General features: G+C 74.0%; 9 protein-coding genes and 1 pseudogene. 3 read left to right on the top strand and 7 right to left on the bottom strand.

Annotation, left to right across the window (positions count from 1 at the left end; translation table 11 throughout):
* The first annotated feature begins 133 nt into the window (after positions 1 to 133).
* Positions 134 to 754 (top strand): helix-turn-helix domain-containing protein, encoded by a 621-nt coding sequence (locus tag G4G93_RS15875; RefSeq protein ID WP_165085432.1) that lies wholly within the window; start codon positions 134 to 136, stop codon positions 752 to 754.
* A gap of 294 nt (positions 755 to 1,048) precedes the next feature.
* Here G4G93_RS15875 and G4G93_RS15870 read toward each other — a convergent pair whose 3' ends face one another.
* The 5 genes from G4G93_RS15870 to G4G93_RS15850 form a co-directional block, all read right to left on the bottom strand.
* The gene (locus tag G4G93_RS15870; protein ID WP_165085430.1) at positions 1,049 to 1,660 is read right to left on the bottom strand and encodes an ABC-type transport auxiliary lipoprotein family protein; all 612 of its coding nucleotides are present in this window, start codon (positions 1,658 to 1,660) and stop codon (positions 1,049 to 1,051) included.
* Positions 1,661 to 1,794: 134 nt separating this feature from the next.
* Entirely contained in the window at positions 1,795 to 2,874 is a 1,080-nt protein-coding gene (locus G4G93_RS15865; RefSeq protein WP_165085429.1) for an MlaD family protein, read from the bottom strand.
* Positions 2,875 to 2,985: 111 nt separating this feature from the next.
* Positions 2,986 to 3,819: an ABC transporter ATP-binding protein gene (locus tag G4G93_RS15860; RefSeq protein WP_206289811.1), complete on the bottom strand. Its 834-nt coding sequence runs from the start codon at positions 3,817 to 3,819 to the stop codon at positions 2,986 to 2,988.
* Positions 3,820 to 3,837: 18 nt separating this feature from the next.
* Positions 3,838 to 4,983, bottom strand: a complete 1,146-nt coding sequence (locus G4G93_RS15855) for an ABC transporter permease (RefSeq protein ID WP_312892030.1) — start codon at positions 4,981 to 4,983, stop codon at positions 3,838 to 3,840.
* Positions 4,984 to 5,078: 95 nt separating this feature from the next.
* Complete coding sequence (locus G4G93_RS15850) at positions 5,079 to 6,263, bottom strand: MFS transporter (protein ID WP_165085427.1); 1,185 nt, start codon at positions 6,261 to 6,263, stop codon at positions 5,079 to 5,081.
* A gap of 187 nt (positions 6,264 to 6,450) precedes the next feature.
* Here G4G93_RS15850 and G4G93_RS15845 point away from each other — a divergent pair, with 187 nt between their 5' ends.
* Positions 6,451 to 7,308 carry a protein phosphatase CheZ gene (locus tag G4G93_RS15845; RefSeq protein WP_246736807.1) on the top strand — a complete coding sequence of 286 codons (858 nt, stop codon included), beginning with the start codon at positions 6,451 to 6,453 and terminating at the stop codon, positions 7,306 to 7,308.
* 87 nt (positions 7,309 to 7,395) lie between these two features.
* Positions 7,396 to 7,836 (top strand): DUF1489 family protein, encoded by a 441-nt coding sequence (locus G4G93_RS15840; protein WP_165085424.1) that lies wholly within the window; start codon positions 7,396 to 7,398, stop codon positions 7,834 to 7,836.
* 121 nt (positions 7,837 to 7,957) lie between these two features.
* On the opposite strand, the gene G4G93_RS15835 is transcribed toward G4G93_RS15840, so the two are convergent.
* Positions 7,958 to 8,452, bottom strand: coding sequence for a hypothetical protein (locus G4G93_RS15835; protein ID WP_165085423.1), 495 nt, complete (start codon positions 8,450 to 8,452; stop codon positions 7,958 to 7,960).
* 279 nt (positions 8,453 to 8,731) lie between these two features.
* A pseudogene (locus G4G93_RS15830) lies at positions 8,732 to 14,658 on the bottom strand (hypothetical protein); the annotation flags it as partial.

Here is a 14,658-nt window from a genome sequence, read left to right as displayed (position 1 = left end):
CGTCATCCCACCGGAATCGGCCCGCGCGGCCGCATGAACCCTTGCGCGCCTTCCCCGATTGCGTTTGATGGAGCGTACGGGCGTTCGGAATGCGGAACGCCCGGCGGCGATCAGCGGGGTTCAAGGGCGGGCGATGGGCGTCGAGCGGGGGCGTGAGCGCGGCAAGGACCTGTTGACCGGGGCGCAGGTGCTGTCGGGGCAGCTCGGCAAGACCATCCAGCGCCTGCGCAAGGCCTACAACCTGTCGCTCTCGGAACTGGCCGAGCAGTCCGGCGTCGCGAAGTCGATCATCAGCCAGATTGAGCGCAACGAGACCAACCCGACCCTGGCGACGATCTGGCGCCTGAGCCAGGCCCTCGACGTGTCGATCGAGCGGGTGCTCGCCACCGGCGACGAAGAGCCGTTCATCGAGAAGTCCTCCCGGGCCGACACGCCGATCCTGGTCTCCGACGACGGCCGGATGCGGCTCGCGATCATCGGCTGGATCAAGACCGTCGAGTGGCTGCAATGGTACGACCTCTCGGCCGATCCCGGCGGCGTCCTCGATTCCGATGCCCACCAGCGCGGCTCGGTCGAGTGCCTGTCGGTCACCGAGGGCGAGTTCGAGATCGACGTGGCCGGCGCGGTACAGCGGGCCCGGGCCGGCGAGACGCTGCGCTATCGCTGCGACCGGCCGCACACCGTGCGCTGCGTCAGCGAGACTACAGGGCGCGCCATCATGGTGGTGATCATGAAGGCTGCGGTGATGGAATGACGGGGCGGCGCCGTCAGGCGCCCCGGAGGTCCCAGGCGTGGCGGCCGGTTCGATCGGCGAAATCCGAGATCGCGCACGGCTCCCGGCAGACCGGGACACGCAGCAAAGCCCGGCGCTGCGGCGTCAACGCGGCCCGGAGCGGATCGATCGAGGCGGCGGACATAGGCCGCGCCCTGCGGCTTGCGGCGGAACGCTGCGCTCAACCGGGCTGAGCCTCCGCGACCCCGGATACGGATACGGCCATAATCTTCATGTCGGCATCCGGCTCCGCTCCTTGGGTGAAGGGCGAGACCCTCACCCCCCGGCGTTGATCCACCGCACCAGATCCGCCAGCACCAGCGACAGCGCCCGGTCGAGGCCGTTCGCCGCCACCGGGGCGTTCACCGCCGCCACCGGCACCCGGGCCTGGAACACCTTGGCGGCGACCACCGTACCGCTGCTCTCCTGGACCAGCTTGGCCGAGAGGTCGACCACCGCCTCGCGGGTGCCGGCATTGATGTCGAAGGCGCGCAATTCGGTGATCAGTATCGTGTCGGCCGCGACCTTGTCGCCGGGCCGGCTCACCGACTTCAGGCGGTTGGCGTTCTCGAGGCTCTGGATCACCCGGGTCTGGACGAGGCGGGGCAACCGGTCGGCCCATTGGCCGCCGCCGAGATAGGAGACCGCGCCGCCGGGCTCGCGCACGATGATCCGGTCGGCCTCGAAGGGCTGCAGCCCGACCGGCTCCGCCACCACGATCGAGCGCCGCGCCGCGCCGCTGCGGGCGGCTCCCGGCAGGGCGGTGAGGTCGAAGGTCGTCGGCACCGCGCCGCTGCCGCAGGCGCCGAGGAGCAGGGCCAGCCCGGCCGCCAGAAGACCGGGAACGAGGCCGGGAGCCAGACGCGGGGAGGAAGCCGTGAGACGCATGGCGGCGGGAATACCGAAGGCGGGCGGAACGGAAACGGGCCGGGACGCGCGCCCCGAAGCTTGACCGGACATGCGACGACAACGCCCCGCCGGGCGCGCGGGTGCAACCGCGGCGAGGCTGCGCGGCAACATGGTCAGCGACCGTTGTATTCCGGCAACGACGGCTTGCCGCCGAAGATCACCTGGGACGGGTCGCGCTCGATGTTGCGCACGGCATTGTTGAGGCTGTTGAGGGTGCGCTGGCCGTCGGTCGAGAGGGTCTGGACCTCGCGCCGGCCTGCGCCGCTGAGGCGGCTGACGCTCGAGGTCAGGGTGGCGGTGCGCTTGTCGAGGTTCTCCGACATCGTCCGGAAGGCGCGGCCCGCCTCGCGGATCGAGATCGCGGCGTCGCGCACCTCCGCGAAGGTGCTCTTGCCGGCATCGCCCGAGGCCGAGCCGAGGAAGCCCTCGGCCCCCTTCAGCACTGCGTCGAGCCGGTCGGCGGAGGCGTTGAGCTTGCTCGCCAGCGCCCGGGCGTCGTGCAGGCCGGCCTGGACGTCGGGCGAGGCGGCGGCGAGGGCGGCCGAGAACTTGTCGGCGTTGTCGATCAGGCTCGCGAGCTTGCGGCCGTCCACCGCCTTGGTGAGCGCGTCGAGGGCCGGCGCGCTGTCGCCCAGGGTCTTGGAGAAGCGCTCGACATTGGCGAGCGTCCGGTTGATCGCGCCCTCGTTGCCGGCGACCACCCGGTCGAGCCGCTGCAGCATGTCGTCGGCACGCTGCGCGATGGTGCGGGCCGCCGCCATCAGGTCCTGGATGTCGGAGGCGTCGGCGAAGATGGTGGGGATCGGATCGTTGTTGGTCGGGGCCAGCGGTGCGGCGTCGGCGCTGCCGCCGACGAGCGCGATCGAGGCGACGCCGGTCAGCATCGTCATGTCGAGGCGGGCGCGGGTGTCGGCGCGCAACGGCGTGCCGCGGGCGACCTCGATGATGGCGGTCACCCGGCGCGGATCCTGCGGCAGCAGCCGCACATCGGTCGCCTCGCCGACCCGGATGCCGTTGAAGGTGACGACCGCCCCCTTGGCGAGGCCGCCGACGCCGCCCGAGAACACGATGCGCACCGGCATCCGGGCCTGGTTCGACGAAGAGCCGCGCAGCCAGAACGCGAAGCCGAAGGCGAGCGCGATCACCGCCAGCGTGAAGGCGCCGATCAGGACGTTGTTGGCGCGGGTTTCCATGCCTTTACCGGTTTCCGTGCTCGTGCGGGGCGAAGGGCGGGGCCGTCACGGCATGGCCTGAGCTGTCGAGCTTAAGCGGGGCGGCGAGGCCGGCGGGTGCGGGACCGCACATCAGGCGACGCCCTCCACGATTCCGCGGGATGAGACCTCGGGCACCACGATCGAGCGGGCACGCTTGCCGTGGAAGTAGGAGCGCAGCCACGGATGGTCCGAGGCCAGCATGGCGTCGATCGGCCCCTGGGCGATGATCTGGCCGTCGCCCAGGGCCGCGATGCGGTCGCAGGCGGTATAGAGGCTGTCGAGGTCGTGGGTGACCATGAAGACCGTCAGCCCGAGGGTGCGCTGGAGGGTCGCCACCAGCTCGTCGAACTCCCCGGCGCCGATCGGGTCGAGGCCGGAGGTCGGCTCGTCGAGGAACAGCACCTCGGGATCGAGGGCGAGCGCCCGGGCGAGGGCCGCGCGCTTGATCATGCCGCCGGACAGCTCGGAGGGCAGCTTGTCGGCGGCGTCGGGCTTGAGCCCGACCATCTCGATCTTGAGCCGGGCGAATTCGTCGAGCAGGCGCTCGGAGAGGTTCAGGTGCTCGCGCATCGGCACCTGGATGTTCTGCTTGACGGTGAGCGCCGAGAACAGGGCGCCCTGCTGGAACAGCACGCCCCAGCGCCGCTCGATCACCCGGCGCCGGGCCAGCGTCAGGCGGTCGACGTCCTCGCCGAACACCTCGATCGTGCCGGAGCGCTTCGGCACCAGGCCGAGCAGGGTGCGGGTGAGCACCGACTTGCCCTGGCCCGAGGGCCCGACGAAGCCGAGGATCTCACCTCGCCGGATGTCCAGGTTGAGGCCCTTGAGCACCGTGCGCTCGCCGAAGGCGACCACGAGGTCGCGCACGCGGATGATCGCGTCGGATTCCGGGCCGGCCGGACGGGTGGGGCTGGAAGTGGGCAAGGACCGCTCTCGCCTCGCTCAGAAGTCGATGGCTGCGAAGAACACCGCGAAGAGCCCATCGAGGACGATGACCATGAAGATAGACTTGACGACTGAGGCGGTGACGTGGCGGCCGAGCGATTCGGCCGAGCCCTCGACCATGAACCCCTCGACCGAGGCGATGATGCCGATGATCAGCGCCATGAACGGCGCCTTGATCAGGCCGATCGCGACGTGGCGAAAGCCGATCGCGTTCTGGAGCCGGAACGCGAAGGCCTCGAGCGACATCCCGCCATAGACGAGCGAGGTCAGCGCGCCGCCGGCGAGCGCCGCGAGGTCGGCGAGGAACGCCAGCAGCGGCAGGGCCAGCATCAGGGCGAGGATGCGGGGCACGATCAGGATCTCGATCGGGTCCAGCCCCATGACGCGCAGCGCATCGACCTCCTCGCGCATCCGCATCGAGCCGATCTCGGCCGTGAAGGCCGAGCCGGAGCGCCCCGCCACCATGATCGAGGTGAGCAGCACCCCGAGCTCGCGCAGCGACAGGATGCCGATCATGTTGACGACGTAGCTCTGGGCGCCGAAGCGCTGGAGCTGGATGATGCCCTGCTGGGTGACGATGCAGCCGACCAGGAACGAGATAAGCATGATGATCGGCGCGCCGCGCAGGGCGATCTGCTCGATCTGGTTGATGAGTGCCGGGCCGCGGAAGCTGCGCGGCCGTGCGAGCACCCGCAGGCAGCCCGCCACCACCTCGCCCAGGAAGGCGAGGCCGGACAGCCCCTCGCGCCCGAGGCTGCGCATTCCCGCTCCCAGGCCCGCGACCGGATCGAGCGGATGGAAGCGCCGGCGGCGCGGGACCGGGGCGGCCTCGCGATAGGCGACCTCGCGCAGGAGGATCAGGTGCTCGGGGGAGGCGCCCGCATAGGTCGTGCCGGGCCCGAGCGCGGCGCGGGTGCGCTCCAGCACCCAGGCGCCCAGCGTGTCGAGGCGGGCCAGCCCCGAGATGTCGATGACCAGGGGAAGACCGCCGGCAGCCGACAGGATCTCGGCGGCCGCGGCCTCGACGGCGGGGGCCTGATCGGCGGTCCAGAATCCGGTAAGGCGCGCGGCGAGACCGTCGCGGACGCGCTCGACCGCGGCGTGGGCCGGATCGCCCCCCCGCGTGATGGGTGCGGTCGGCACGGGCCGGCCTCCCTGGTTCGCCACTCGATCCCCTCGGGTCGGTCCTATAGCCCGGCCTGCTAACAATTCGCAAACCAACCGGCGCCGTCCGCAACTCAGCGTCGAGCGACCGCCCCCGTCCGGGAGGCCCTCGCGGCCGCCAGCGTCAGGGCGAGGCCGAGACCCGCCACCGGCAGCATCAGCCCGAAGGCGAGAGGCCCGCCGCCGGCCCGGTAGGCGGCGCCGCTCGCCAGGGTGGCGGAGGCCGAGGCGAGGGAGGCGCAAGCCGCGTAGGTGCCCTGGGCGGCGCCGCGCCCGCCCTCGGGGGCGAGGCGCGACAGGGCCGCCATGGCGCCGAGCTGCGTCGCCCCGAAGGTCAGGCCGTGCAGCGCCTGGAGCGGCAGCACCAGGGCCGGAAGACCCGACGCCGCGAGGAGCCCGGCCCAGCGCAGGAGGGCCGCGACGGCGCCGAGCGCGAGCAGGCGGAACGGCGCGTCCCGCAACCAGGCGATGCGCCCGGCCACCGCGAAGAACCCGATCTCGGCGACGACGCCGACGCCCCAGGCGATTCCGGTCTCGGCGGGCGACAGGCCGAGGCTGCCCCAGTGGATCGACCCGAAGGCGTAGACGGCGGCGTGGCTGGCCTGGATCGCCGCGCCGGCCGCGATGGCGAGCCAGAGGGCGGCGGGCAGGCGCACCCGGCCGGGCTCGCGGCGGCGCGGCGCAGCCGCGGCCTCCCGGCGCAGCAGCAGGGCGGCGCCGCAGGCCGAGGCGAGCTCGAGCCCCGCGAGGAAGCCCGGGATGCCGCCGGTGCCGACGAAGCCGAGGAGCCAGCCGCCGAGCAGGGTGGCGGCCAGGAAGCCGAGGGAGCCGCCCAGCCGGATCCGGGCATAATCCAGGTCCGGACGGCGCCGCACCGCGGCGAGGCTCTGGTAATCGAGGCAGGGCACCAGCGCGGCGCCGGCGACGGCGTTGAGGGCGATCAGCCCGGCGAGCAACGGCCAGGAGAGGGAGGCGGCCAGGGGCATCAGGGCGTAGGTCGCCGCGAGGCCGAGGCTGCCGGCGACCATCAGCGTGCGGGGCGGAACGCCCCGGTCGATCAGGCCGACGAGGGGTGCGGTCGCCACGATCCGGACCAGGATCGGCAGGGCGACCAGCGCCCCGATCAGCTCCGGTCCGAGACCCAGCCCGGCGAGCCACAGCGGCAGGAACGGCATCGCCACGCCGATTCCGGCGAAGACCGCCGCGTAGAGGAGGGCGAGGCGCAGGCCGTCGCGGGGGGAGGGCGGAGAGGATGACACGGGATGCCTCGGGCGCGAGCGAATCGGCCCCTCGAATCAGCCGCCCTCGGCGGACCGTGCGTAAGCCGCCGTTAACGCCGGGATGTCAAGGCTTATCCACGATCGGCCCTCGCGGGCGGTGCCGCCGAAGCGTTCCGTCGGCGGCCATCATAGGGCAGGTGAGATGGCCGGGACCCCTTCGCTCCCCATGCCGCGGGAAGAATACGACGTCATCGAGGGCGCGATGCTGGAGACGGCGCGGGGGCGCTGGTTCCTCGGTGAGTATGCCAAGCGCAACCGCACCGCGGATACCGACGTGCTGCTGCAGGCGATCGGCCGGCTCGAGAATGCCGTCGTCGGCGACCGCACGCCGGTCGGGATGGAACGCCTGCGCTTCGACCTGATCGAGATGGCCAAGGCGATCAGCCGGACCAAGTCCGAGATCGCGGCGATCCACGCGCCCGACCAGGACCAGAGCCGCCTCTGCGCCGCCTCGGAGGCCCTGGACGGCATCGTCCGCACCACGGAGCGCGCCACCTCCGACATCCTGCAGGCCGCCGAGGAGGTGCAGGAGGTGGCCTGGACCCTGCGCGAGACCGGCGCCGACAGCCAGGTCTGCGACCGCCTCGACCAGAACGCGACCCAGATCTACACCGCCTGCTCGTTCCAGGACCTGACGGCACAGCGCACCAGCCGCATCGTCAACACCCTGCGCTACCTCGAGCAGCGCCTGACCGCGATGATCGAGATCTGGGCCAGCGAGGACGACCCACCGGCACCGGAGGTCGACCGGGCCGCCATGCCGCAGACCGCTCTCGATCAGGACGACGTCGACCAGATCGTGGCAACGGGGCAGGGCGGCGGACGGGCGGATGCCGAGGAGCCGGCGGCGCCGCGGCTGCGCCTCGTCGAGCCCGGCCTGCCCGGCAACCTCGCCGACGACATCGCCTTCTTGCCGGTCCGCGACGAGCCGCCGGCGCCGGTCGACGACGCGGTGGCGCTGGAGGACGCCTTCGCGGAGATCGACGAACTCGCCCTCGGCGAGAAGCTCGCCCGGTTCACCTGAGGCTCGCGCGGGCGGGATCCGCCCTCGCGGCGCCACGTTCGTCCTGCAGGGACCCGCGCCCCGCCTTGATCTCACAACTCGGCCGCGATGACCCTGCACCTCCTCAAGCTCTGCGTCGGCTGCGAGTCCATCGCCGATCTCGAGGAGTGGATCGCCGCCCGCCGGGCCGAGGCCGTGCGCCAGGGACGCCCGCACGAGCAGGCTCACGTCACCCGCATGGTGCCCAAGCGCGGCGACGAGATTGCCGGCGCGGGCTCGCTCTACTGGGTCATCCGCGGCCAGATCGCCTGCCGCCAGCCGGTCCTGGCGATCCGCCCCTTCACCGACGGCGAGGGTGTCGGCCGCTGCCGCCTCGTCCTCGACCCGGAGGTCACGCCGGTGGAGCCCCGGCCGTGCCGGCCGTTCCAGGGCTGGCGCTACCTCGCGGCCGCGGACGCCCCCCGCGACATCTCCCGCGCCGCCGCCGGCGACCTCGCGGCGATGCCGGAGGCGATGCGGCGGGAGCTGGCGTCGCTGGGGCTGCTCTGAAGGCGTGTCCGATCGCGAGCCACCACGCACGACGTTCGTGTGAGCCGACATTCCGGCGCAATCCTCCCGTTTCCCCGAATCTCCTCTCGCTTCGCTCGTCCGGGGCAGGGGAGAGCGTTTCTCAGCGTCCGCCGACCCCCGTCTCCAGCGTCCGCACGATCCAGGCGTCGCGGCCCACCTTGGCCTTGGCCGCCGCCGCGTCGATCTGGTCGGACAGGGCTGTCGTGACCGGGACGGTGACCAGGATGCGCGTCGCGTCCTGGGCCGGGTCGTAGACGAGGGTCGTGATCTGCGCCGCGAAGTTGCGCAGGGCCGATCGCTTCTCCGGCAGGGTCAGGCTCGGGTCGCGGTCGATGAGCGGGCAATACGACGCGACGGCGTGGTCGAGGATCGCGCCGTTCGACAGGCCCTCGGCTCGCAGGCGCTGGACCGCACCGCGCAGCGCCTGGTTCGAGCCGGCCGCCGCCCCCGGCTTGGCGATGGCCTCGAACAGCGGTCCGTCCGGTGCCCCCTTTCCGTTGCCGGGGCAGGCAAGGCCGTCCGCGGCGGCCGGCCACGCCGCGAGGACCAGGAGGCCGGCCAGGGCCAGGGAGGGGAGGCGGGATGGGACGCTCATGACATGTCCTCGCTCGATGGGAAGGATCGCCGTGCAGGCAGGATCTCCCGGCGGGCGATGGTGCCGGGCCCGCGATCCGGTCATCTGATGGTCGAAGAACGTGGCTGCCCCCGCGACGTTGCGCATCGGGACCATGAAAAGCCTGTAATGCAACGCAAGATCGACGTTAACTCTGCGTCACACGCTGGAATCGTCGAACCGGACGGCCCGTCTCGACGAAAAAGGCCCCCTCCCTGATCCGGAGGGGGCCTTCTTTCGGCCGGTGCGGGTGCGGGGGGCTTACGCGCCCTCGAACCGCCCGCTGGCATGGGCCAGCATCGTGTAGACCTTGCCGCTCTCCGAGGTGAGGTAGGCGTTGGCCCGGCGCGGGTCCTTGTCGGCGCGGGATACCTCACCGAGCAGGCGCTCGAATTCCCGCACGTAGTGGTCGACGGTCCGGCGGAAATCCGGCTCGGCGCGGTAGCGGCGGCGGATCTCGTCGAAGGTCTGCTGCCCTTCCGCCGTATAGAGGCGGCGGGTGAACAGGTTCGCCTCGCCGCGACGGTAGCGCTCCCACAGGTCCACGGCGGCGGCGTGCTCGATCATCCGGGCGATGTTGCTCGAGATCGTGTCGATCGCCGCCGCACCGGCCCGGTCGGAGGCCGGCTCGGCAGAGCCGCCCTTCCCTTCGCCGGCCTTCCCGTCGCCGGCGTTCCCCTGACCGGCCTTGGCCTGACCGCTCACCGGCCCCTCGTCCTCGTCCTCCTGCGAGGCGCGGGTGAGGAGGTCGGAGAGCCAGCCGCCGGACCCGGCCGACCTGTTCCCGCCGGTGGGGGCGGCCGCACGGGCCGCCGCCTGCGGCGTCGCCGGACGGGACGGGCCCTGGGCCGGGCGAGCCGGGGCTGCTCCCTCGGCGGCCTGCGTTGCGGCATGCGTCGCGGGCTGGGCCGCGGGCTTCGGGGCCTGGATCGCCGGCTTGGGGCCTTGGCCCGCCGGCTTGGGGCCTTGGCCCGCCGGCTTGGGAGCTTGAGCCGCCGGCTTCACCGCCGCAGCCGGTGTCGCCGGCGCAGGCGCGACCGGAGCCGGAGCCGGAGCCTGCGGCTTCGAGGCGACGGGGCCGGAGACCGCCGCGGCAGGCCGCCCGGCTTCCGCAACGCGGGGCTGCGCCGAGGGTTGCGCGACATCGACCGAGCGGGGTGAGCGCTGGACCAAGGACGAGAGCTCGTTCAGCGCCTTGATCTGCTCGGCCACCACCCGGCGCATCTCGCCGGTGGCGTCCTGCGCCTCCTGCGGGATGCTGACCACGCCGCGCTGCAGATCGCCGCGGATCTCCTCCAGGGTCCGGCGAATCTCGGTTGCCATGCCGCGCATGGCGTCCACCGTGCCCTGGAAGCGCTCGGCGGCATCGCCGAAGGCGTCGCGCAGCTCGCCCGAGGCGCCGGCCACCGCCTGGCGGACCGATTCGGCCGCCCGCTCGCCCTCCTGGCCGGTGCCGGAGCGCAGGCGCTCGAACGCCTCCGTCACGGCGCTGCCGGCCTGGCGGGCGCTGGTCTCGATCTCGCGGCCTAGCGCCTGGGTGCGGGCCTCGATGGTCTTGAGCGTCGCCTCGACCCGGGCGCCGACGCCCTCCGTCGCGGCGGCAAGCGCCGCCGAGCGGGCGTCGATGCTGCCGAGCAGGGCGTCGATCTCGGCCTGGCGCTCGCCGAGCGAGGCGGTGACCCGGCCCTCGGCGCCCTCCAGCGCGCCGGCAGCCGCCGTCAGGTCGCCGATATGCTGGCGCGCGGTCTCGGTGAGCGCCTTGCCGCGGGCGTCGAGCGTCGCGGCGAGCCCCGCCGCCTGGCGGAGCGCCCCGGTCGCCGCGCCCTGGAGCGCGCCGACCTGCTCGGCGACCCGGTCCGAGGCCTTGCCCGTCTCGGCGGCGATCTCGGCGAGCGCCGCCTGGATGTCCTGCACCCGGCCGGAGAGCCCGCCCTCGATCGCCGACAGGTTCTCGCCGGACTTGCCGATGAGGTCCTGAAGGGCGCCGCACGCCTCCTCGATGCGGCCGATCAGGCCGCCGAGTTCGCCGCCGAGGCGCTGGTTGACCTGGGCCAGGGCCTCGACGGCCCGGGCCGTGCCCTGGTCTGCCGCGCGGCGCAGGGTCTCGGCCGCCTCGGAGGACAGGGCCGCCAGCGTCTCGGCGCGTTCGCCCAGAGCCGCGACGGCGCCGCCCATCCCCTCGGTCACCGCCCGCTCCAGCGCCTCGCTGCGCTGGGCGAGCACCGCCACCAGCTCGCTGCCGGGGCCCTCGACCAGGCCGCGCAGCTGCGCCACCTGGCGGTCGAGGCCCTCGACCGTCTCGCCGCTGGCCGCCAGCGCCGCCACCAGGGCGCCGCCGCGCTGTTCCAGGGTCCGCTGCAGCGAGGCGGTGGTCGCCTCGAGCCGCTCGCCCAAGGCCCCGCCGCGCTGGTCGACGATCTGGCGCAGGGTCTCGACCCGCTCGGCGAGGCCGCGATTCAGCTCGTTGCCGCGCCCGTCGATGGTCTGGGTCAGGTCGCGGGCGGTCTCGGCGAGCGCCCGGGTCAGGGTCGCGCTGCGCTGGTCGATCAGCGCCGCGAAGGCCGCCGCGCGGCGGTCGAAGCCCGAGCTGAGCTGGGCGCTGCGCTCGTCCACCGCGGCGGCGAGAGCCGCCGAGCGCTCGTCCATGGCGCCGTGCAGGCTCGCCACCCGCTCGTCGAGCGCCGCGGTGAGGGCCGCCGTGCGGGCATCGACGAGGGCCGCGTAGGCGTCGCTGCGGTCGTCGAAGGCGTCGGCCAGGGCCTCGCCGCGGGCCGCCACCAGGGCCGCGAAGGCGCGCATGCGGCCGTCGATCCGGGCGGTGAAGGCGGCGCTGCGCTCGTCGACGCTGCCGGACAGGGCCTCGGTGCGGGCCTGCATCAGGGCGGCCAGCTCCGCCGCCTTGGCGTCGACCAGGGCGCCGAAGGACGCGGCGCGCTCCTCGACGGTGCCGTCGAGGATCTGGACGCTCTCCCGCAGGCGCTCGGCCACCGCCGCGCCGCCGGCATCGAGCCGCTCGCCGAAGGCCTCGACCTGCCCACCGAGCACCGCGTCGAGGGCGGCGCGGCTGCGCTCGAGCGCGGTCGACAGCTCGGCCACCCGGGCGTCGAGGAGAGCGGCGAGCGCCGTGCCGCGGCCGTCGAAGGTCTCGGCGAGGTCGCTGTTGCGCGAGTCGAGCAGGCCCGCCAGCGCGTCGCCGCCGCTGCGGATGGTGGCGGCGAGCACGTCGATGCGCTCCTGGACCCGGCGGGCCAGGGTATCGCCGGCGCCGGTCAGCTCGGCGAGCGCCCGCTGGCGGCCGTCGATCAGGCGCACCAGGTTGCCGCCGCCCTGCTCGATCGTGCCGGCGATCGCCTCCTCGCGCTCGCGCAGCAGGGACGCCAGGACCTCGACGCGCTCGGTGAGGGTCTGGGCGAGCGCCGTCCGGTGCCCGTCGAGGGCCTCGCCGAGGCCGGCCTGGCGCTCGGAGAGGAGGCCGGACACCGCCTCGGCGCTGCGCGACACGGCGTCGCCGAGGGTCGCGACTCGGGTTTCGAGCAGGCCCGCGGCCTCCTCGCCCCGGGCCGCGATCAGGCCCGCCATCGCCTCGCCGCGCCGATCGAGACTGGTCTCCAGCGACCGGGCGCGGTCGGCGATCAGGCCGTCGAGATCGCGCAGGGCCGCGTCGAGGCGGCCGGCCAGACCCTGGCCCCCGGCCTCGGCCGCCCGGACGAAGCCGTCGGCGCGGGCGTCGATGAGCCCGGCGATCGCCTGGGCCCGGGCCTCGACGGCCTCGGCGAAGGCGGCGCCGCGGCTCTCGACCAGATGGTCGAGGGCGGCGAGGCGGTCGTCGAACAGCTCCGAGAGGACGCGGGTGCGGGCATCGAGGGTGACGATCGCGCGGCCGACGCGCTCGTCCAGGGTGGCGTCGAGGCTATCGCCGCCTTCGGCCAGCACGCCGCGCAGGGTGCCGGTGCGCTCCTCCAGCGCGTCGCCGATGGCGCCGGTCCGGTCGTCGAGCAGGTCGCGCAGGGTCGTGACCTGCTCGTCGAGCCGGCGGCCGAAGGCCTGCAGGCGCTCGGCGAACAGGCGCTCGGCCTCCGCCTGACGCTCGCCGAGCAGGCGCTCGACCTGGACCCGGCGCTCACCGAGCAGGCGCTCGACCTCGCTCTGACGTTCGCCGAGCAGGCGCTCGACTTCGTTCTGGCGCTCGCCGAGCAGGAACTCGGCATGGGCCTGACGTTCGCCGAGCAGGCGCTCGGCATGGGCCTCGCGCTCGTCGAAGAGGGTGGCGAGCGCCGTCGCGCGGTCGCCGACCACCGCCTCGAGGCGGCCCGAGCCTTCGGCGAGGACCCGGTCGGCCTCCTCGATCGTGGCGCGAAGAGCGCCGAGCACCGCGTCGCCGCGCTTGCCGAGGAGTTCGGTCAGCGCCGTGCCGCCGCGATCGAACAGGCGCGCCAGCTCGGTCATGCGGCCGGCGAGCGTGCCGAACATCGCCCGGCCGCGCTCGTCGATCTCCTGGGCCATGGCGCTGACGCGCTCGTCGACGAGACGCGCCAGGGCCTCGCTGCGGCCGTCGAAGGCGGCGCGGATCGCGTCGGCCTGGGCGGCGAGGTCGCGGCCGGCCTCTCCGCTATGGGTCTCCACGAAGGCGACCAGCTCGCGGGTGCGGGCGCCCAGCTCCTCGTCGAGGCCGCGGGTGCGGGTCTCGATCAGGCGCAGGGCCTCCTCGGCCTTGACGCCGAAGGTCTCGTCGACGATGCGGCCGCGCTCGTCGAGGGCCTGGGCCAGGCCCTCGAGGCGGGCGATGACCCGTTCGTCGAAGCGGGCGGCGCCGGCATCGAGGCTGCGGGTCAGCTCCTCGGTGCGGCGGCCGAGCTCGTCGCCGATCTCGCCGACCCGCGCGGTGAGCGCATCGCTCATCGCCTGGCTGCGGGCCGTGATCGCGCGGGCGAGCTCGTCGGCGCGCCCGTCGAGGGCCTGGGCGACCTCGCGGCCGCCCTCGGCCATCACCCGGGCCATCTCGCCGGCCCGCACGATCAGGGCTTCGTTCAGCGCCGTGGCGCGGGCACCGATATGCTGGTCGACATGGGCCACCATGGTGTTGAAGGTGGCGCCGATCTCGGCGGTGCGCTTGGCCGAGCGGTCCTCGAGCGCGCCCAGCTGCGCCTCGACGGCCTCGCGGGCCTCGCGGGTGCGCTCGGCGATGGTCTCGGCGACGGCACGGCCCTGGACCGTGATGAGGCGGTCCATCTCCTCCAGCCGGCCGGAGACGGTCTCGGTGAGGTGATGGGTGTCGCGCGAGATCCGGTCGGCCAGGATGTCGCCGCGGGCGATCGTCTCCTGGAGCGCCGCGAGGCGGGTCGTCACGGCCTCGTCGATGGCGCGACCGCCGGTTTCGGCCGCCCCGGCCAGCGCCGTACCGGTCTTCTCCAGGGCGTCGTTGACCCGCGCGCTCTGGCTCGCCACCGCCACGACGATGTCGCGGCCGACAGCGGCGAGGCGGGTATGGGTCTCGTCGGCGTGCCGGCCGATCAGGTCGGTCAGCGCGCGGCCATGGCCGTCGAAGGCGGCCCCGACCTCGGCGAGACGGGTGTCGAGGGCGCCGGCGGCGCTCTCGGCGGCGAGCGCGAGGGCCGCCGACACGTCCTCCGCCTGGCGCGTCAGATGCTCGACCGCGCCGCGCAAGGTTGCGTCGGTTGCGTCCGTGCGGGCGGCAACGAGGCGTCCGGCCTCGTCGGCCGCCTTGGCGAAGGCCGAAGCCGCCGCCAGCGTGCGGGCATCGAGGGCGCCGGTCGCGGTCTCGGCGGCGCGGCCGATGGCGATCGCCGCCTCCTCGGCCCGGCCCGCCAGACCCACAACGGCTCCGTGCAGCGCCGCATCGGCCTCGCCGGCCCGCACGCCGATCACGCCCGCCGCCTCCTCCGCCACCCGGGCGAAGGACAGGGCCGCCTCGGAGAGACGCGCCTGCAGCGCCCCCGACGCCTCCTCGGCCCCCTGCCGGAACGCTTCCACGCTCTCGGCGGTGCGGATCCCCACCGCACCCGTCACCGTCTCGGCGGCGCGGCGCAGCACCTCCGCGGCCTCCTCCGCCCGCGCGCCGAACTCGCCGGTCGTCGCGGTCGTGGCCCGGCGGAGCAGCTCGGCCGCGGCCTGGCTGCGGGCGTCGAGCTCGGCGCCGGTCGTCTCCAGCGTGCGCCGGAAGATGTGGG

Origin of the sequence: Methylobacterium sp. DB0501 (genome assembly GCF_011043735.1) — a bacterium.
Lineage (GTDB): Bacteria > Pseudomonadota > Alphaproteobacteria > Rhizobiales > Beijerinckiaceae > Methylobacterium > Methylobacterium alsaeris.
The sequence above is the reverse complement of the archived record's forward strand: the minus strand, read 5'-3'. Positions and strand labels throughout refer to the sequence as shown.

Excerpts from the sequence above, each read along its gene's own strand:
- G4G93_RS15875 (WP_165085432.1), top strand. The coding sequence starts at position 134 with ATGGGCGTCGAGCGGGGGCGTGAGCGCGGCAAGGACCTGTTGACCGGG.
- G4G93_RS15870 (WP_165085430.1), bottom strand. The coding sequence starts at position 1,660 with ATGCGTCTCACGGCTTCCTCCCCGCGTCTGGCTCCCGGCCTCGTTCCC.
- G4G93_RS15865 (WP_165085429.1), bottom strand. The coding sequence starts at position 2,874 with ATGGAAACCCGCGCCAACAACGTCCTGATCGGCGCCTTCACGCTGGCG.
- G4G93_RS15845 (WP_246736807.1), top strand. The coding sequence starts at position 6,451 with ATGCCGCGGGAAGAATACGACGTCATCGAGGGCGCGATGCTGGAGACG.
- G4G93_RS15840 (WP_165085424.1), top strand. The coding sequence starts at position 7,396 with ATGACCCTGCACCTCCTCAAGCTCTGCGTCGGCTGCGAGTCCATCGCC.
- G4G93_RS15835 (WP_165085423.1), bottom strand. The coding sequence starts at position 8,452 with ATGAGCGTCCCATCCCGCCTCCCCTCCCTGGCCCTGGCCGGCCTCCTG.